General features: G+C 46.7%; 17 protein-coding genes. 2 read left to right on the top strand and 15 right to left on the bottom strand.

What is annotated here, in order from left to right; genetic code table 11:
- Positions 1–48 precede the first annotated feature (48 nt).
- The 5 genes from phoU to pstS all read right to left on the bottom strand — a co-directional run bounded on the left by phoU (position 49) and on the right by pstS (position 4,521).
- A complete protein-coding gene (phoU, locus tag LPW36_RS06880; RefSeq protein ID WP_228399121.1) occupies positions 49–762 on the bottom strand; it encodes a phosphate signaling complex protein PhoU in 714 nt (237 codons plus the stop codon).
- A 15-nt stretch (positions 763–777) separates the two neighbouring features.
- A complete protein-coding gene (gene pstB / locus LPW36_RS06875; protein ID WP_230608765.1) occupies positions 778–1,560 on the bottom strand; it encodes a phosphate ABC transporter ATP-binding protein PstB in 783 nt (260 codons plus the stop codon).
- 12 nt (positions 1,561–1,572) lie between these two features.
- Positions 1,573–2,460 carry a phosphate ABC transporter permease PstA gene (pstA, locus tag LPW36_RS06870; protein ID WP_230608764.1) on the bottom strand — a complete coding sequence of 296 codons (888 nt, stop codon included), beginning with the start codon at positions 2,458–2,460 and terminating at the stop codon, positions 1,573–1,575.
- A 1-nt stretch (position 2,461) separates the two neighbouring features.
- Positions 2,462–3,418: a phosphate ABC transporter permease PstC gene (gene pstC / locus LPW36_RS06865; protein WP_230608763.1), complete on the bottom strand. Its 957-nt coding sequence runs from the start codon at positions 3,416–3,418 to the stop codon at positions 2,462–2,464.
- Between the two features lie 62 nt (positions 3,419–3,480).
- Entirely contained in the window at positions 3,481–4,521 is a 1,041-nt protein-coding gene (gene pstS, locus LPW36_RS06860; protein WP_230608778.1) for a phosphate ABC transporter substrate-binding protein PstS, read from the bottom strand.
- A 333-nt stretch (positions 4,522–4,854) separates the two neighbouring features.
- On the opposite strand from pstS, the gene LPW36_RS06855 reads away from it, so the two are divergent.
- A complete protein-coding gene (locus LPW36_RS06855) occupies positions 4,855–6,873 on the top strand; it encodes an alpha-amylase (protein WP_230608762.1) in 2,019 nt (672 codons plus the stop codon).
- A gap of 274 nt (positions 6,874–7,147) precedes the next feature.
- Here LPW36_RS06855 and glmS read toward each other — a convergent pair whose 3' ends face one another.
- From glmS to LPW36_RS06805, 10 genes are all read right to left on the bottom strand, one after another.
- Positions 7,148–8,983 carry a glutamine--fructose-6-phosphate transaminase (isomerizing) gene (gene glmS / locus LPW36_RS06850; RefSeq protein WP_230608761.1) on the bottom strand — a complete coding sequence of 612 codons (1,836 nt, stop codon included), beginning with the start codon at positions 8,981–8,983 and terminating at the stop codon, positions 7,148–7,150.
- A 203-nt stretch (positions 8,984–9,186) separates the two neighbouring features.
- Positions 9,187–10,557, bottom strand: coding sequence for a bifunctional UDP-N-acetylglucosamine diphosphorylase/glucosamine-1-phosphate N-acetyltransferase GlmU (glmU, locus tag LPW36_RS06845; protein WP_230608760.1), 1,371 nt, complete (start codon positions 10,555–10,557; stop codon positions 9,187–9,189).
- A gap of 399 nt (positions 10,558–10,956) precedes the next feature.
- The gene (locus LPW36_RS06840; RefSeq protein WP_230608759.1) at positions 10,957–12,219 is read right to left on the bottom strand and encodes a lipase/acyltransferase domain-containing protein; all 1,263 of its coding nucleotides are present in this window, start codon (positions 12,217–12,219) and stop codon (positions 10,957–10,959) included.
- 1 nt (position 12,220) lies between these two features.
- Positions 12,221–13,447, bottom strand: coding sequence for an AmmeMemoRadiSam system radical SAM enzyme (gene amrS / locus LPW36_RS06835; RefSeq protein ID WP_230608758.1), 1,227 nt, complete (start codon positions 13,445–13,447; stop codon positions 12,221–12,223).
- 5 nt (positions 13,448–13,452) lie between these two features.
- A complete protein-coding gene (locus tag LPW36_RS06830) occupies positions 13,453–13,629 on the bottom strand; it encodes a hypothetical protein (RefSeq protein ID WP_230608757.1) in 177 nt (58 codons plus the stop codon).
- A 76-nt stretch (positions 13,630–13,705) separates the two neighbouring features.
- Positions 13,706–15,937 (bottom strand): penicillin acylase family protein, encoded by a 2,232-nt coding sequence (locus LPW36_RS06825; RefSeq protein ID WP_230608756.1) that lies wholly within the window; start codon positions 15,935–15,937, stop codon positions 13,706–13,708.
- Between the two features lie 10 nt (positions 15,938–15,947).
- A complete protein-coding gene (locus LPW36_RS06820) occupies positions 15,948–16,976 on the bottom strand; it encodes an NAD-dependent epimerase/dehydratase family protein (protein ID WP_230608755.1) in 1,029 nt (342 codons plus the stop codon).
- Entirely contained in the window at positions 16,973–18,052 is a 1,080-nt protein-coding gene (locus tag LPW36_RS06815) for an acyl-CoA reductase (RefSeq protein WP_230608754.1), read from the bottom strand. Before LPW36_RS06815 ends, LPW36_RS06820 begins: the two co-directional genes overlap by 4 nt.
- The gene (locus LPW36_RS06810) at positions 18,049–18,519 is read right to left on the bottom strand and encodes a LuxE/PaaK family acyltransferase (RefSeq protein WP_230608753.1); all 471 of its coding nucleotides are present in this window, start codon (positions 18,517–18,519) and stop codon (positions 18,049–18,051) included. Before LPW36_RS06810 ends, LPW36_RS06815 begins: the two co-directional genes overlap by 4 nt.
- A gap of 57 nt (positions 18,520–18,576) precedes the next feature.
- Positions 18,577–19,107, bottom strand: a complete 531-nt coding sequence (locus LPW36_RS06805; protein ID WP_230608752.1) for a hypothetical protein — start codon at positions 19,105–19,107, stop codon at positions 18,577–18,579.
- A gap of 255 nt (positions 19,108–19,362) precedes the next feature.
- Between LPW36_RS06805 and LPW36_RS06800 the strand changes: the two genes are divergently transcribed.
- The gene (locus LPW36_RS06800; RefSeq protein ID WP_230608751.1) at positions 19,363–20,256 is read left to right on the top strand and encodes a LysR family transcriptional regulator; all 894 of its coding nucleotides are present in this window, start codon (positions 19,363–19,365) and stop codon (positions 20,254–20,256) included.
- Positions 20,257–20,522 lie beyond the last annotated feature (266 nt).

The following is a 20,522-nucleotide window of genomic DNA, read 5'->3' as shown; positions in this document are numbered from 1 at the left end:
CCCGGTTCAGAAAACATCAGAACCGGGCGTAAAATAGTCGTTGCTTTACTACTTTTTCGCCAGCAGGTTTTCAACTTCATCACCGCTGCGGTGACGGAAATCCTGACCTTTTACAAAATAGAAAATAAACTCACAAATGTTCTGACAGCGATCGCCAATACGTTCTATCGAACGCGCACAGGCCAGCGCGGTTAACACGCTGGGAATCGAGCGCGGATCCTCCATCATATAGGTCATCAGTTGACGGATAATTCCCTCGTATTCCTGATCGACTTTCTTATCTTCCCGATAGATACGAACCGCTTCGTCAATGTCCATGCGTGCAAAAGCATCGAGCACATCATGCAGCATTTGAACCGTATGACGGCCTAAAGACTCCAGATTTACCAACAGCGGCTTATGTTGCTGAGAGAACTTTTCCAACGCCATACGGCAAATTTTATCCGCTACATCACCAATGCGTTCCAATTCTGAAACTGTTTTAGTGATAGCCATAACTAAACGCAGGTCGCTGGCGGTTGGCTGACGCTTGGCAATAATCCGCACGCAGGCTTCATCAATCGACACTTCCATATTGTTAACTTTACGGTCATCTTCAATCACCCGGCGGGCCAGCTCTTCATCCGCCTGATGCATGGCATTGATAGCATCGGTGAGCTGCTGCTCCACCAGTCCTCCCATAACCATGACCTGAGTACGAATATGTTCCAGTTCCGCATTAAACTGACCGGAAATGTGTTTGCCTAAATTAAGGTTTTCCATATGGGTTCCCCGTTATCAACCATAGCGGCCAGTAATATAATCTTCAGTTTGTTTCTTCTGCGGTGCAGTAAACAGCATATCGGTATCAGAGTACTCAATCAGCTCACCCAGATACATAAATGCGGTATGGTCAGAACAGCGAGCCGCCTGTTGCATATTGTGGGTTACGATCACCACGGTATATTCAGATTTTAACTCGCTAATCAACTCTTCGATACGACCGGTTGAAATAGGGTCAAGAGCTGAACAAGGCTCATCCAGCAACAGCACTTCCGGGCGAATGGCAATACCGCGGGCAATACATAAACGCTGTTGCTGACCACCAGACAGGCTATAGCCACTCTGGTTAAGTTTATTTTTAGTTTCATCCCACAGTGCTGCTTTAGTTAATGCCCACTGTACGCGCTCATCCATTTCTGCCCGCGGCAGGCGTTCAAACAGTCGCACGCCAAAGGCAATATTGTCATAAATCGACATGGGAAATGGCGTTGGCTTTTGAAACACCATACCGACTTTTGCCCGCAGCAACGCCACATCCTGATTATCTTCAAGGATGTTTTGGCCATCTAACAGAATTTGCCCGGTGGCATTCTGTTCCGGATAAAGCTGGTACATTTTATTGAAGGTCCGCAGCAGGGTGGATTTACCACAGCCGGATGGTCCAATAAACGCCGTGACCTGATTTTTGGCAATATCCAATGAGATATTCTTTAACGCATGGAATTTACCGTAATAGAAATTCAGATCCCGTACCTGAATCTTGCTTTCAGTTGAGCTGTTGTCACTCGTCAGATTCATTAAGTCGTCTCTCTAGTGTTTTTTACTGGCAAAAACTACACGCGCCAGAATATTTAATAACAATACGCACAGGGTAATCAGCAATACGCCAGCCCAGGCTAACTGCTGCCACTCAGCAAATGGGCTCATGGCAAATTTAAAAATAGTTACCGGCAAGTTGGCAATCGGGTGGCTCAGGTCGAGGCTCCAGAACTGATTGGATAATGCAGTAAACAGCAGAGGCGCTGTTTCCCCGGCAATACGGGCTATGGCTAACAGCACGCCGGTCACAATGCCTGACAGGGAGGCTTTTAGCGTTAACGACAGGATAATCTTCCACTTAGGTGTCCCCAACGCATAGGCTGCCTCTCTCAAGCTATCGGGCACCAGCCGTAACATATTCTCAGTAGTACGAATGACGATTGGCACCTGTAATAACGCCAGCGCAATCACACCGGCCCAGCCGGAAAAACGCTCCATCTGCGTTACCACAATGGTGTAAACAAACAGACCCACCACAATGGAAGGTGCAGACAGCAAAATGTCGTTAATAAAGCGTACTACGGAAGCGAAAATTGACTTACGACCGTATTCCGCCAGATAGATACCCGCCAGAATCCCCAACGGTGTACCAATTACCGTCGCCCACAAAATCAGCAGGCCGCTACCGGCGAGGGCATTGGCTAATCCACCGCCTGCGGTATTCGGTGGCGGCGTCATTTCAGTGAACAACGCCATCGACATACCATCGATGCCTTTAGTAATGGTTGAAAACAGAATCCAGATTAACCAAAACAGGCCAAAAGCCATGGCCATCATGGAAATGAATAGTGCAAGACGGTTTTTTTGACGGCGCCATGACTGCATACGTTTGCGACTGGCATCAAAGGCGGCGATTTCAGACTTATCGATAGTGCTCATCTTAGCGCCCCTCATTCTTGTTTAATCTGAGAATCATTAACTTAGACAGGGACAATACAATAAAGGTGATCACAAACAGGATTAACCCCAGCTCCATCAGCGCTGCGGTGTGCAGGCCGGATTCAGCCTCAGCAAACTCATTAGCCAGGGCTGAAGTAATACTGTTACCCGGCATATACAGCGAGAAGCTATCCAGCTGGTAGGTGTTACCGATAATGAAGGTCACCGCCATGGTTTCCCCTAAGGCGCGCCCCAAACCCAGCATAATGCCGCCAATCACACCATTTTTGGTATAAGGCAATACGATGTTGCGGATCACTTCCCAGGTGGTACAACCAATACCGTAAGCGGACTCTTTTAACAGCGTTGGCGTTTGCTCAAACACATCACGCATTACCGCGGCAATATAAGGAATAATCATGATGGCCAGAATAATACCGGCAGCCAGAATACCGATACCAAATGCCGGGCCAGAAAATAGCGTACCAATAATAGGAATGTTTGCTACCACATCCCCTACCGGCTGTTGAAAATATTCGGCAAACAGCGGAGCGAAAATAAACAACCCCCACATGCCGTAAACAATACTGGGAATTGCTGCCAGTAATTCAATGGCAATACCCAATGGGCGTTTTAACCATTTAGGTGCCAGCTCGGTCAGAAACAGCGCTATACCAAAACTTACCGGTACGGCAATCAACAGCGCAATAATAGAGGTTACGATAGTGCCATAAATGGGAACCAGCGCCCCAAACTCCTCGGCTGGCGCATCCCACTCTTTATGCCAGAGGAAGCTGATACCAAATTTTTGAATGCTGGGCCATGAAGCAATAATCAGAGAAATGATTATGCCGCCCAATAATAAAAGGGTAATCAGCGCTGCCAGTTTAACCAGCGCGCCGAAAATAATATCACCCTGCTTTCCCGGAGCTTTCATTACCGGCTTATGTACCGCCATTGAGTCTCTCTTTCATATTTACAGCCCTCTCCCGATATACAGAAGAGGGCGGTTAGGAATGATTAATAGAGCGCTTTACCGCTGCTATCTTTAACCTGCGTTTTCCAGGCTGCCCGAACTTGTTCAACCACGGAGTCTGGCAGTACGGCATAATCAAGCTCTGTTGCCAGAGAACCGCCTTTTTTGTAACCCCAGTCAAAGAACTTCAATACTTCTTCACCACGTTTGGCATCTTTTTGGGTTTTATGCACCAGAATAAAAGTGGTTGAGGTAATCGGCCATACGTCTTTACCCTTCTGGAAAGTCAAATCCTGTGCAAAGGATTTCGACCAGTCGATACCTTTAGCCGCTGCGCTAAATGACTGCTGAGTTGGGCTTACTGCTTCACCATCTGCTGATACCAGTTTGGTATAAGCCAGATTGTTTTGCTTGGCATAAGCATACTCAACATAACCGATAGAACCCGGCAAACGTTGAACAAAGGCTGCAATACCATCATTACCTTTACCACCTAAACCCACCGGCCATTTAACCGTAGAACCAACCCCAACCTTGTCTTTCCAGTCTGCATTCACTTTTGCCAGATAGCTGGTAAACACGAAAGAGGTACCTGAACCATCAGCGCGGCGCACTACTGCAATATCCTGCTCTGGTAGTTTGATTCCCGGGTTCAGCTTAACAATGGCCGGGTCGTTCCACTTTTTCACCGTACCCAAATAGATGTCACCCAGAGTTTTTCCATCCAGAGTAAGTTCTCCGGATTTAATCCCTTCGACATTAACCGCCAACACCACACCACCAATAACGGTTGGGAACTGGAATAAATCGTCTTTAGCCAGCTTCTCATCATCCAGAGGAGCATCTGACGCGCCAAAATCTACCGTATTGGCATTAATTTGCTTAACGCCACCGGACGAACCAATCCCTTGGTAATTAATGTTATTACCGCTCTCTTTTTGATAGCTGTCAGCCCATTTGGCATAGACAGGTGCAGGGAAAGTAGCCCCGGCACCGGTAATATTCTCTACCGCAAATGCTGACAACGTAGTCAGAGAAACGGCTGTTGCAATACCATAAGCAATAGTTGTACGTATCAGTTTCATCATTCCTCCTAAAGGAATTTATTGGCTCTGTATCGTTAAAAATCAGACTGGTGATGAGTACAAACGCAAAGATAAGACCGTTTAGTGACAGTATAATGTCAACCAGGTTACAGTTTTATGACAGTGAGAAATTTTGATTTAACCTAATGATATTTTTAATAAATATAATTATCACTCTAACCTGAATAAATGAGGGTTTTAATGATAATTGAAAGCAAGAGATATCGCTGTCACTCACCCTATTATCTCCTCCTCAATTATTTCTTTTGGGGGGGAATTCAATTAATTAAAACAGTGCCAAACTGAATAAAAGATAATCATGGGATTAACCTTATGAAAAAACTACCTCTGCTGTTTCTGCTGTTTCCCGGACTGGTACAAGCCGCCTGGACGGCGTCCGGAATACCTGGGTTTAAAGAACAAAGTCCAGGTTTATTTGTCAGTGAAACCAGACTTGCAAAAGGCACGCTGCCATTAAATCTCAAATTAGAACAAGCGTGCTGGCAACCCGCAGAATCAATTAAGCTTAATCAGGCGCTTTCACTGAAACCATGTGAAGGAGAGGCCCCCGCCTGGCGCATATTTCGTGAAGGCGAATATCACGTACAGATAGACACACGCAGCGGTACCCCGACACTTACTCTGAGCGTCAATAATGAGGAACAAACAGCGCCAACTGATATCACCCGCCAATGCCCAAAATGGGATGGTAAACCACTAACGATAGACGTCAGCAAAACTTTCGCCGAAGGCAGTGAAGTACGTGATTTCTACAGCGGCTCAACAGCAACGGTCAAACAAGGTCAAATCACCCTGATGCCTGCGGCGAGCAGCAATGGCCTGTTACTTCTGGAACCAGCCACTACTCAGCAGGCTCCAATGTTTAGCTGGCATAACGCAACGGTCTACTTTGTTCTGACCGACCGTTTTATCAATGGCGATCCGAAAAACGATAACAGCTATGGCCGCCATAAAGATGGCATGCAAGAAATCGGCACATTCCACGGTGGTGACCTGACTGGTTTAACGCAAAAACTCGATTATCTACAGCAACTGGGTGTGAACGTATTATGGATTAGCTCACCGCTGGAACAAATTCACGGCTGGGTTGGTGGCGGTACAAAAGGGGATTTCCCACATTACGCCTACCATGGCTACTACACCATGGACTGGACAAAACTTGACGCCAATATGGGTACTGAGGATGAATTGCGCACATTGGTGGATGAAGCCCACAAACGCGGTATACGTGTTTTGTTCGACATCGTAATGAACCATACTGGTTACGCAACGCTCGCCGACATGCAGGAATATCAGTTTGGTGCACTGTATCTTCAAGGTGACGAGCTGACTAAAACACTTGGTAAGCACTGGACTGACTGGAAGCCAGGTCCGGGCCAAAGTTGGCACTCCTTTAATGATTACATCAACTTCAACGACAGTGTAGCCTGGCAAAACTGGTGGGGCAAAAACTGGATTCGTACTGATATTGGCAATTACGACACGCCGGGTTTTGATGATTTAACTATGTCGTTGGCTTTCCTGCCAGATTTAAAAACAGAAAACACACAACCTGCAGGTTTACCCGTTTTTTATCGTCATAAACCTGACACCCATGCCAAAGAAATGGCCGGCTATACCGTGCGAAATTATCTGACTCACTGGCTCAGTCAATGGGTGCGGGATTATGGTATCGACGGCTTCCGGGTAGATACCGCAAAACACGTTGAAAAAATAAGCTGGCAGCAGTTAAAAACACAGTCTGTTACTGCGCTAGCTGAATGGAAAAAAGCCAATCCAGACAAAAAGTTGGATGATGCACCGTTCTGGATGACCGGTGAGTCTTGGGGACACGGCGTGATGAAAAGTGACTATTACAACAGCGGCTTTGACGCAATGATCAATTTTGATTATCAGGAGCAGGCGGCAAAAGCAGTGGATTGTCTCGCGAACATCGATCTCACCTGGCAGCAAATGGCGACTAAACTGCAGGATTTTAACGTTCTTAGCTACCTTTCTTCCCATGATACTCGATTGTTCCGCGAAGGGGGCCAGCGTGCGGCAGAATTACTGTTACTGACTCCGGGGGCAGTACAAATTTTCTATGGTGATGAAACGGAACGCCCGTTTGGCCCGACCGGTTCCGACCCGCTTCAGGGAACACGTTCAGATATGAACTGGGGGCAGAATATCGCCACGCTCACTCACTGGCAGAAAATCAGCCAATTCCGCGCGCGTCATCCGGCAATCGGTGCGGGTAAACAAAACACGTTGAGCATGAAACAGGGTTACGGCTTTAGTCGCGAATACGCCGATGACAAAGTGATGGTTGTCTGGGCTGGGAACCAGTAATTCAGAGTGGATGGCATAATCAACGTCATCCACTCCTCAACAGGTGTTAATGTTTTCTATACCGGTTTAAGTGGTAGATTTCCTGTATCTAAAATACCTGGGGCCGATGTTGGGAAGACAAAATTTCCGGCGTACAGCTTCTGTAACTCGCTTAACGACCGCATTAATTTAACCATAAAAAAAATCCGGTATGCTTTTTGAACAGCATAACCGGATTCATTCAGTTTAGAACTTTATTCTCCGCTCACAATGAACTATATCAATGTGATGTGGATTACTCTACGGTCACCGACTTCGCCAGATTTCGCGGCTGGTCAACGTCAGTCCCTTTAATCAACGCAACGTGATAAGAGAGCAACTGTAGTGGAATGGTGTAAAAAATTGGCGCTACCAGCTCTTCTACATAAGGCAGAGGAATAATGGTCATGCCTTCAGCATCACTGAACCCGGCATCTTCTGCTGCGAATACATACAGCTGACCACCACGCGCGCGGACTTCTTCTATATTCGACTTCAGCTTTTCTAACAGTTCGTTGTTAGGAGCAACCACAATCACCGGCATATCCGCATCAATCAGCGCCAGAGGACCGTGTTTTAACTCACCTGCTGCATAAGCTTCCGCATGAATATAGGAAATCTCTTTCAGCTTCAGAGCACCTTCCATTGCGATAGGATACTGATCGCCACGACCAAGGAACAAAGCATGATGCTTATCAGAGAAGCCTTCCGCCAGAGTTTCAATGGATTTATCCAGAGACAGAAGCTGATCGATACGATTAGGCAGCGCCTGCAAAGCATGGACGATATCGCGCTCGGCTTTTTCTGACATACCCTGTAAACGGCCTAAACGAGCAACCAGCATCAATAGCACGGTTAGCTGAGTGGTGAAGGCTTTGGTTGAAGCCACGCCAATCTCAACACCGGCACGGGTCATTAGTGCGATATCTGATTCGCGAACCAGCGATGAACCACTGACGTTACAAATAGCCAGAGAGCCCAAATAGCCCAGCTCTTTTGATAAGCGTAATGCCGCCAGAGAATCGGCTGTTTCACCGGACTGGGACAGCGTCAACAGCAGGCTGCCTTTACGTACAGCCGGTTTGCGATAGCGGAATTCTGAAGCAATTTCGATATCACAAGGTACACCGGCAATGGCTTCAAACCAATAACGGGCAACCATCCCTGAATGGTAAGAAGTACCACAGGCGACGATTTGAATATGCTCAACCTTCTCTAACAGCGCAGTGGCTGATGGGCCAAGTTCTTCCAGATTGACCAGACCGTGGCTGATACGCCCTTCAAGGGTGTTTTTAATGGCCAGAGGCTGTTCATAAATCTCTTTTTGCATGTAATGACGGTAAATACCTTTATCACCGGCATCATACTGACTGGTTGATTCAATGGATGGACGATCCACCAGCGTTCCCGCTTTATCAAAGATAGTTACGGAACGACGGGTGACTTCTGCCACATCGCCCTCTTCCATATAGATAAAGCGACGGGTAACCGGCAGCAGCGCTAACTGGTCAGAAGCAATGAAGTTTTCTCCCAGACCTAAACCAATCACCATTGGGCTACCTGAACGGGCAGCCACCAGGACATCCGGATTACGACGATCGATGATCACCGTACCATAGGCACCACGCAGCACTTTCAGTACGCGCTGTACTGCTTCCAACAGGCTGAGTTGGCTGTTATTTTTCAACTCTTCATGCACCAGATGGGCAATAACTTCGGTATCTGTCTCAGAAGTAAAGACATAACCTTTAGCTCTCAGCTCATCGCGCAGAGGCTCATAGTTCTCAATAATGCCGTTATGAACTACGGCAATGAAACCGGATTCGTGAGGGTGTGCGTTAATTTCTGAAGGCTCACCATGAGTAGCCCAGCGGGTATGTGCAATACCGGTACCGCCAGACAGAGGATATTCATCCACGGCGTCACTCAGCATTTTCACTTTGCCCAAACGGCGAACACGCTGTAAGTTGTGGGCTTCATCAACAACCGCCAGACCCGCAGAGTCATACCCGCGGTATTCCAGACGACGTAAACCTTCTAACAATATTTCTGCTATATCTCTTTGTGCTACTGCACCAACAATTCCACACATCGTTTATATTCCTGATTTAAGAACCGGAGGATATCCGGGTTCTGCGATGCCCTTGACCTTTTTGTTGCCGGATTTTCCGGCCTCCCCGAGCCTGTAGAGTTGGGGATTATTATGTTTTGCTATTGTTTCTCAGTCATAATCTCAAAAAACCATAGCAAAACAGTGATGGAGCCGTGACAAACACCGCTCCATCACTTATCTGGTTATTTCTTTTTCTCTGGTCTTTTCCAACCGGAAATCTGACGCTGTCTGACCCGGCTAATCACCAGTTCATTTTCACCAACGTCTTGAGTAACCGTAGTACCTGCACCGATAGTGGCACCTTTAGCAACCGTAACCGGCGCAACCAGTTGAGTATCCGATCCAACAAACACATCATCACCAATGATGGTTTTAAATTTATTGGCACCATCGTAGTTACAGGTAATGGTACCGGCACCGATATTAACCCGGTCGCCAATATCCGCATCACCCAGATAGGAGAGATGACCGGCCTTAGAACCTTTACCCAAACGCGCTTTTTTCATCTCCACGAAGTTACCAACGTGCGCTTCATCTTCAAGCTGTGCGCCTGGACGTAAACGGGCAAATGGACCAACGGTACAACCAACGCCCAGTTCAGCATCTTCAATAACGCTATAAGGGCTTATCACGCTGTCGTTACCAATAACACAGTTTTTCAGCACGCAGCCGCTTTCAATACGCACGCGATCTCCAAGTACCACACGGCCTTCAATGATAACGTTAGTATCAATCACTACATCACGGCCATGAATCAATTCACCGCGTAAATCAAAACGGGAAGGGTCGTTTAGCATCACACCAGCCAACAGTAAGCGATCAGCCTGTTCTGCCTGATAGACGCGCTCCAGACGGGACAGTTGCAGGCGGTTGTTGACCCCTTCAACTTCGCTCAGGCGGGAAGGGTGTACCGCTTCAATACGATTACCTTCTTCATAAGCCAGGCCGATAACATCCGTGATGTAATATTCGCCCTGCACATTGTTATTATTCAGTTTGCTTAACCAACGCTTTAAGTCTTTACCGCTGGCAACCAGAATACCGGTGTTTATCTCATTGATTTTATGCTGCTCTGCGCTGGCATCTTTATGCTCAACAATACTCACCACCTGACCATCTTTACGCACGATACGGCCATATCCGGTTGGGTCATCCAGCTTAACGGTCAGCAGGCCAATGCCACCAACCGGCTTGGCCGCCACTAAACGACGCAGGGTATCTTCAGAAATGAGTGGAACATCGCCGTACAGCATCAGGATATTTTCATCATCGGCAAAATAAGGCGCGGCCTGCTGCATGGCATGGCCCGTACCCAATTGCTCCGCCTGTAACACCCAGTTAATTGGCTGATCGGACAGCGTTTTCTTCAGCAGGTCTCCACCATGTCCGTAAACCAAATGAACCTGTGTAGCGCCCAGTTTAGACGCAGTATCAATGACATGCTGCACCATTGGCTTACCGGCTAAAAGATGCAGAACCTTTGGAAGATCTGAATACATACGCGTACCCTTGCCAGCGGCAAGAATCGCTACGCTAAGTTGAGACATTGACATAAACAACCTGCTAAAAAATTAATTGGCGAAAGTAAACCTGTTTAGTAACGAAAATGCTACTTATTTTTCATCAAAAAATGATGGCAGGCCTTGCGGCACAAGGGTTGATGAAAAACACAGCTTTACCAGAAAATAGTCAAAAAACTGTCGGCATTCGGAGACAGATTTTTAACCTCTATCGGTGAATAATAACGCGTTACTACCCGCGATAAACCACTTTTTTTTTAACGCGTATCAAGATGGTTAAAAAATGAAGAAAGTACGGTTTTAACCGATTATGGCTAAAGCAATAAGGTGGTGTGAAGCAAATAACAAGCATGCTTTTTTTATTTTTAGTCAGTATTCCGGCCATGATCGCATAGCATTTATATGACTACTGCGCCCGACCGGAAGAGCTATTTACTTAATATTCTTTATTTTTTCCCTTTCTACTGCTAAATCAAACGCTAAAGATCGTAAATTTGGCGTATGGTTGATTAATGCCCGATGGGTCCTGGCTTTGCTGATATAGACGAAACTCTCCCCCCAGGGTTGATGATGAGCATTGCGAATAACAGGTCCACAACGTTGGGACAGTAAACCGCTTAATGGTAGATGATCGTCCCCCTGCTCCAGCACCTGTGAAACCAGCTGTGGGATGTCGCGCTGAATGGTTTTGGTTTCAAGGTACCAACGATGACCATCATAGACAGCGGTTTTTACTGCCGTATTGTTATCGCTTAAGAACCATACCTGTGGAATAGCCTGCTCCTGAGTTGAACTCCCTTTAATACTGGCTGCCAGCTCACGGGCTTTTTGCAAATTTTGACCGAGCTGTTCTCTGGCCCGCTGACAAACGGGTGATATATCAACCCCTGATACCCGATAAGGCCCCATTCGGTACTCCTGCCAGCATTCGGGGTTATAGATATCGAAACCGGTTAAAGGTTTGCCCTGAATATCCACAACCTCTGATTGAGAAGGCAGCAACTGATAGGTGCTGGGGTAACTGGTAACATCATCAGCAGAAAAACCGTGGAATAAACGGGTTCCCGGATAGTAACCCGTCTCCATCATTGACAGTGCATGATAAGTTCCCTGCCATGGCGGACCAAAAGCATACCATTTGGCTATCATTTCCCGATTTTCACTGGTGGTCACTCGCAACCAGTAGCGAATAGCCAGATTAGCTATCGATTGCCCCATCAATATAATTTTTTGATCGTCACCAAACCGGGCTCTTAGTCGCGCAAATTCCGCATCCAATCGGCTGGCCAGTGACCGAAGGTCAGCTCGCCAGTCATGGGCCAAAAAAAACAGATCCTGTCCCTCTTTATAACCTAACCCCGTTTGTAAAACCTGCTTTAGCTCCGCGGTAACCAGAGTATGAACTAACCCAGAAACAATGGTGAACTCATGCAGATGCCCATTAGCAAATACTCTGGCGCGATGGGCTTCACTGTCTTCATATTCATAACCGGCATAATGTGGTTTATGGAAAAAAACACCCCGATAATCCCCCCAGATCTGCGCCTGTTCCTGACGGTCATACAGCTTTGAGCCTAAAATACCGGACAGATAAACCACCGGTAGGTTTTTCCCTTCACCACCAAGCCCGGCCTTACGTAACTGATAAGCGATAGACTGAGACCGGGCATAAGAGTATCCCCAATTTAGCGGCATATCAGCGCCCCCGAATTGGCAAAAAGTTTAATGGAACGTCTTCACTGGCAAAGTGAGTTTGTTCAGCGCCGGTAACCGGAAAATGCGCCCGATCGTAAACTTCAAATACCTGCAATTTATTCGCTGCCGGATGATAAAGGCGTATTCCTTCCGCTCTTTCATCGCTTTTAGACAGCATAAAACGGATACAACCGTTGGTACCAACCTCACCCACCGGCTGACCCGATGCTGAAATAAACTGATAAAACAGCGTAGATTCTTGCTGTTGCTCTACATGGCAAGCCTGTATCGGCCCACGGAACATATGAGTGGTCGAGATAAAACTTTGCGGAATTTGATGAGTAACGGATTCAGATACCAAATCTTTCCATGGAAGCTGAATCGGCGAGGCTTTACCACACTGAGGGCAACAGCCATTTTGCAGGAACGAACGGGCAATCAGACCATTGCGTTGAACCCACAAAGCCTGACAGTCCGGACAATAAGAGTTGGTACTGGTGGTATTATAGGCATTCCCCAAATAGACATAACGCATACCGTCAGCCATTGCCTGAAGGCGAGCCTGCTCTAAAAAAGGCACCGAAGTACGTTCAACCTGGGTATAGCGGAAGTCCGGATGGAAGCGCACATAATGAAGCGGAATCTCCGCATCCAGATTGTTGAGCATCCAGTCAGAGACCTTACGGCTTTCGGTTAAATTGTCATTTCGTCCGGTAACACAAAGGTTGGAAACCTCCAGATGAGGGCCATTACCTCCCTGTCTTACCGCATAAACCTGCTTGATACCATCCAGTATTGGCTGTAAACGACCAGCAGTATGTTTGCGGTAAAAGCTGTCTTGCATAGATTTAAGGGAAATACTAAAGATATCCATCACTTCCAGCAGTTCATCAATACCCTTTTCGCCGATATAGAAAGCGCTCTTATACAGATTTTTCAGACCATGTTGGCGGGCCAGTCTGGCGGTATCCATCACAAACTCATGCCAGACAATAGGATCATTGTAAGTCCATGAAAGTACCTTGATATTATGCTTAAGGGCATAATTGACTACGTCTTCCGGGCTGTAGTACATCACATGGCTATCCTGTACGTAACGCGCCTGGCTGGTGGTCCAGTTTTGGCAGAAGTCGCAACGCAACATGCAACCAATATTGCCCAGTGAAAGAATCTGCTCCCCCGGTGCGTAGTGATAAACCGCTTCGGTCTCAATACATTCCTGAGTCATTGGTACTAGTTAAGCGTGACCAGCGAACCATGTTCATTGCGGCGCATGCGGCAGGTTCCGGAACGCCCTTCACTAATTTTGCATTCCCGTGGGCACAGCTCACACTGCACTCGATTTTCTGGCAAAGGCCGCCATAAACGGGCGGGATGTCCACTTTTTTGCCACTCTTTTAAACCAGTCATACAATAATCCCTCTGATTGACACGACATACCGGCTAAACCTTTGCCGAATACGCTATTGCTCTGTAATTAATGACGTTATTTAGAATTATTTTTTCTATCCAACACTGATATTGACCAGCGTTGCCCTTGCTGCCAGCGCCGTAATGTCGGCGTTAACTGCCAGAAGAAGGGGCCTCCTTTTGCTAGCGTATTCATCATGTAACGTACCTCTCCCTGCTCACTTAAATCACACAGCAGTTTGAATCCCGGCCCAAAGGTATAAGGTTTACTTTTTACCGAGCCGTCAGAACCGGTTTGGGACTGGGTTAGAAAATCGGTATTTTGACGGGTTGCATGAATCGTTTCCCGGTTTCCGCCCTGATAGGGATAACGACCCGTCAGTAAATTTCTCAGCCATGCCGGACGTTTAATACTGTGCTGAAATTCCACATCCGGAACGGTAGCATTTTGAGTCGATACCAGTGCACTGTAATAGGCATCCTGAACCAGCTGACCGGCTGAATTCGCTTCATGACCCCAATCCGTTAAGTGCTGTTGCAAAATAGTCAGCATATTCCAGCGGCAACCGGGCCAGAAATCAGAGTACAGCGCCCGTGAGCCGCGCTTAAGCACTTTACGTAGCAGCCTGTCGGCCAGATGCTGCATCCAACTATCAAACAGCTGCGCCTGCGCTATTTTTTGGGTATTACCATCCCAGTCAGATAACGGGGTAGAAACCGACAAATGGGGAAGCAGTATGGCTAATGCACGACGGGCAAACACATCAACTTTATCATCCTGAATAGCTTGCAGCGTATTCAGGTTATGCTGATGGGTTTGCTCAATCAGTTCACTGACGCGTAATGCCCGACTTGGTGGATGCCAGCGATTTGATAAAGCACATTTACCGCTAAACAGCGCTTCACTGTACTGATTGGTATAGACCGCATAGCCTTGCGGTGGATTATATTGAAATGGTAAATCTTCGTAGGGAACATATCCCTGCCACTGATGGTCCGGGTTAGTAAGACTGAGGATTAAACTGCCAATTTCAATTTTTCGTTTAGGGATAAACCCCATCGTTTGCAAACCAATATCGCCATGAATGTCTGCATACCCCACCATCATCGGTGAATTATGCACATGGGCCAGACTGGCACGGAACGTTTCCCAATTGTGGCATTTCGCCAGAGAATAGAAGGTAATATCCCCCTCGGGATGATCGAGGGACGGCCAGCGTAGAAACAGGCCATGATCCCCTTTTTCCGAGAGCAATCGTCCCTGAGAAAAACCATAAGCGGTAAACTCATGGGCTTTACCAGATTTACACTGAATAGTTTGGTTTTCCCGCTTAAGCGGTACCCAGCCCTCGGCGGTTTCAACTTTTTCTTCCGCCAGATTAATTTTGCCCCAGAACAGATCCTGATTATCCGCCATGATGCCGACCATCCCCCAGGCAGCATGATGATTACGACCAACGATAATGCCAGGTACACCAGGGAAGTGGGAACCTGTGACATATAGCCCTTCATCGCTCTCCAGCTTACACATCAGGTTATAACCGGGATTTACATGGCCCATATGCGGGTCGGCGGCTAATATTGGCTTACCAGAAACCGTATGTTGTCCGCTAATAGCAATAACGTTTGATCCGGTATCCGGTGAAGCAAGCCCAAGATGCTGCATTCCCAGCAGACCATCCTTTAGCGCCTCTTCAACTTCAGCGAGACGTTCTCCTGCGTCATTGAGCGGTAATGGCGGTATGGGGTTTCCTTCCTGACTCACGGTAGTGAGCAATTGCTTATGCTGCTCCGGCGTTAAGCGACCAGATAACCGGGTATGAAACAGCTCATATTGCCAGGCTGAATTTATAAAATACTTTAACTGGGCCAGTAAATAAGCATCCACAATCTGAAATGGAGCCGGACGATAGCGTAGCAACAAACACTCAACCGGCAATAGCTTCATATCCACCAGCGCATGATTAATACCCGCCACATAGGCCTGAATATGCTGATATTGCTGGCCTTGCCACGATGATGGATCTGCATTCGCATCCATCGATTCTGCCTGCTGCGCCAGTGAAGCTAGCCCCAGGCGACGTTGGAAAATATCGGTTCTTAGCGCTCCATTACCCATAATTTCCGACAGTGTTCCTGTCGCTACCCGACGGGAAAGGTCCAACTGCCATAAACGTAATCGGGCTGCACCATAACCCTGACCAAAAAACACCGCTTTATCGCTACTCCCCTGAACCGTCAGCTGCTGTGGATTTTCCAGCATTACCCTGACGTCTCCCCACGGGCTTTGTAATTGGGTGGTCTTCATTATTTATCCCTTATTTTGCCAACCGCTTTTCCGCTGCAATCTCATCAGCCAATGTCTGTATAAAGGTGGTTAGCTCCTGTAGTGGCTCTCCTGCCGACCAGTTAAGCTGTCGTTTGGCTTTATCAGAACAGTACATATAGGTACTACCATCCATAATGCGCAGGGCTTCCTGCGAAAGCGGCATTTCCGGTCCCAGAGAGGCGATTTTATCCATCAACCAGGCCAGCGCATTTAGAGATGACGCTGATTTAAACGGTGGAATTTTACGTTTGCCGATTTCCGCCATTAGCGTAAACAGAATCGGCATTGAGAAATCTTTTCCGGTAAACAGGAAGTTTTGCCGCTGAATATCAGGGTTAAGCAAATGAATCAATCCATCACAAAGATGATCCACATGACAAAGCTGAAAGCGGCTGGTGGTGGCAATCTGAAATGGGATCTTACCGCGGAAAAAAGTGCGTATGGTTTGGCTTAATACGCTGTTATCTCCCGGGCCAAATACCCCGCCGGGAATAGCAATATTGACCGGTAATCCCTGCTGCTGTTTTTGTTGCAAAAAGTAATGGGCAATCTGTTTAGTTTCTTCGTAATAGCAACGAAAAACGCCATTATGCTGGTGGGTTTCATCCGGATAGCGCCCCTGAGTTTCCCCTAATGCCGCTGTGGTACTCATATGAATCATTTGCGGAATGGAAGCCTGCTGTGCGGCATCAAACAGATCCAGTGTTCCTGTCACATTGGTTTGATACATCGCCCGACGAGCAGAAGAGGAGGTGGGTAAACCAACCCGATAGTCCGCAGCCATATGAATCAATGCCTGATGGCCTTTGAGTGCACTCCGGTAACTTTCCGGTTGAGATAAATCGCCGGTAACCAGTGTAGTTTCAGGCGGTAGGGCCGGACGGCCCGGTATTTTCTGCAATGACGGTGATCGAACTAAAACGGTCAGCGCATAGCCCTGCTGGTGTAATTTAGGCAACAGATGGGAACCAATAAATCCGGTTCCGCCGGTAACAAAAACTCGTGGTCTGTCCATCATGGATAATCGTCCTTGTCGATAAAAGAGACCAATGATTGCAGAATAAAAAATCCGTCATGAGGTGCCAGCAACGAGCGATCGTGCATACGTCCTATTGAACAGTAGCGAGTAAAACCACCGTACTGAAAATTTGAGATATCACCCCAATATCCTAACGTTTGCAGGCGGCCCGGCCAGCGAGACTCAACATTGGACAAACTGATATCAACAGGAGATAAAATAAGCTGAAAGCCTTTCGATAACCATAATTCAGGCGTGAAGTGACGACTCAGGGTAACTCCCCAGCCGCTGGATTCACTGTAATTAATTTTGCCCCAGTCCGGGACCAGCGTTTGATACATCGCCAGTTCACGCGCTTTGGCTAACTGAGTAATTCGCTCCTCTTCCGCCAAACGAGGTAGCCTATCTAAAACATGTTGTAATTGCTGGTACAACTGTTCCGCAGCCTGTTCATCATCCAGCAAAATAAATCGGGGTGAACTGCATACCTGTTGCAGAAACAGGCAAACATCCGTCAAAATTTTATCTACCGGCGGTAACTGATGGCCCAATATTGCCATCCCACTAATTTTTGGGCCAAGTTCAATTAAACGAATATGCGCAGGCGTTATCTTTCGATAATGATGGATTAATGCTTCGCCACCAGCCAGTAAAACGGTATCAATACCCTGCAATAACTGCTCATCACTCTGCTGGTGGCTTTGCCAATCGCTAATTTGGCATTCATCTGATGATAACCCTAATGCCTGACGCAATGACTCCAGCCAGACGCGTGAATTCCTGGCTTTGATTCGCATACTACTACCAATCAGATAAGTCGCTAAAAAACCTTCCAGCGTACCCAACGGATCTTTCTCAGAGATCACCAGCAGTAACCGCTCAGGTGGACGCCAGTTCCTCTCCCCCAGCTCCCGTTCGATTTTCTGTTCCGGTAAATCGGTTGAACACCATAAATGAAGACGGGACAAACAAAATTGTTGAGTTGCCGGATCGGAAGAAAATTGCATACCCGACCCTATACAGCTGGCAATCCATGCTCTTACTTTTACCAGTCTTTCAGTCAATGGCTGTTTCATAAAGCTTCTGCAGCACAGGTCCCTTCCGGGGTTGTGACTCTTCCTGAATAACGCAGGTAAGGCCGTGGTTGGCCGCATGAACAGCGCTCTCCCCATAAACCTAAATCCTGCGTTAATAAACGCTGGGCGGGCAATGAAGCAAAGAAAGGGTTCTCAAGCTGAATCAACCCCTGCTGGCCTGCTGCTGCGAGTTTTCCATCCGCGCCAATAATAGAAAATAAAGAATAGGCCGGAATATGGAAATGCCCTTCCTTACAGCTAATATAGTGCAGCGGATGCTCCGTCATGCCATAAATATCCCGAATATCTACCAGTGGTGCCTGTAAACACTGATTCAGACCGGCAACAATCTGCTGGCGATCCAGTTGTTGAGTCATTCCCTTCCAGCCACCGCCGGTTAATCCTCTTACAGGCGCTTGCAGCCTGAATGCATCCGGGCGACTCAAGCACAGATGTTCAAAAAACACCGTCAGGCCAAAAATATAGATGGGTTCAGGATCGCGGGCCCAGCTCTGTAGCGTATCCTAGGCCAGCTGGCTATCAAAATGACCATCTGCCTGAACGGCAAACACACACTCCTTTACTGGCGCACAGGCAGTAAATTTCATAAAAGCAGTGGCATAGCCGGCATGATCTCCCGATCGAGGGTCAGGAGAGAGTAAAAGAAAGCGGGAAGGGGTTAATGACACCAGCCCATTAGCAATGAACATTTGCGTCATTGCCCGTTGAATACGATTCATACTGGCGGCATCAAAGAATACCTGAGTTTTTCCGTGCGATCCGGTACCTGAGCTGGAGAGCCACTGTCCAGGTTCATTCATTGGAGTGGCTAAATTAAGCGTTTTAAATAATCCAACGGGTATAACCGGTGATGACTGCTCATGGCAGAGTTGTGCATAAGTAGGGTTGTGTAAGCAGTGCCAGCTGTCTATTTGCTGCATTGCGGCAGTAAATATCTGTTCTTCCGCTGACGAACTTAATGCATAAGGAGCCGGCAGATCGGCCAATGCATCTATAGCGGTCAGTGACTCCGCTTTTTCCATGTAATCAGACATCTCTGTTTCCCTAATTGATAAATAAAATATTGACTGAACAATACTTTTACCACACTATTTCTGTATTATTTTTTTAATATAATTATTTGATTATTAAGTTAAAAAATAATGATAATACACTCTTTACCTATTATTCAGAACAATAACTATTGGGAAAGTTCCCCGCTAAATTGGTTCCGCACAAATATTTGATGCCTGCTTTTACAATAATCTGCTTAAATATCTAATATCATTGACCAGGGATCAATAATCACCATGAAAACCACTCTGGAAGAACTTCTGGCATTTGTTACCGTCGTCGATAGCCATTCGATTACTCATGCAGCCAGTAAACTAAATCAAACGGTTTCAGGCATTAGTCGGGCACTTGGCAGGCTGGAAGAGAAGCTGGAAACTTCGCTACTAAATCGCACTACCCGACGACTTGCGTTAACGGAAGAAGGACAGGCATTTTTAATACATGCCAGAAAGATTCTGGCTTCCGTAGATGAAGCGGAAGATCAGATGGCAATACGTCGCCAGCAACCTTCAGGTCTGTTGCGGGTCAATGCGGCGTCACCTTTTATGATACATACTATCGTGCCAATTATTGGTGAGTTTCGCCGTCTTTATCCGCAAATTGAGCTGGAATTAAATACCAACGATCACTTTATCGATTTATTGGAACAAAAAACCGATATTGCTATTCGCATTGGCGAACTACGTGATTCAACTTTACATGCCCGCCATTTAGGTTCCAGCCAAAGGCGAGCGTTAGCAAGTCCTGAGTATTTAAAACGCTATCCGCCGATCGCCAGTACTGAAGATTTAACATCCCACCAACTGCTGGGTTTTACCCAAATTGATAAGTTAAATGAATGGCCGTTTAGTGATGATAATGGTCATTTGTTGCAGATAGTACCAAACCTGACCGCTTCCAGCGGTGAAACCTTAAGACAACTGGCTTTAGCCGGGGAAGGTATTGTTTGTCTGTCTGATTTTATGACTCATAAAAATAGGTTACAGGGTGAGTTAATTGAGGTGCTACCGCAGCAAACGGTTAAAGTAATGCAGCCAATTAACGCAGTCTATTATCGCAATACTCAGCTATCTGCCAGAATTACCTGTTTTTTAGATTTCTTAAGTAATCGAATAAAAATAATGCTTTAAAAAGAAATTTTAATATAAATTCCTGCCTTAATAATTAAACCCCAAATAACGTCATAAATTGACGTTATTTTTTTATATGAAATTAATCACAATTTAATAACATTTCATGGCATTCCTTTAAGACTCTACTACGATTAATCTAACATCCATAACCCTTATCGGTAGTTATCGTGTTGTTTTGTAAAAAATATTAATACGTCAGTCTTATTAGTAACATTTTTACTGCCCGACTGTCGCGTATTAACAATTCAATCCTAAAATAGTTA

The organism is Limnobaculum eriocheiris, from assembly GCF_021010575.1.
Lineage (GTDB): Bacteria > Pseudomonadota > Gammaproteobacteria > Enterobacterales > Enterobacteriaceae > Limnobaculum > Limnobaculum eriocheiris.
This window is presented reverse-complemented; position numbering and strand designations above follow the sequence as displayed.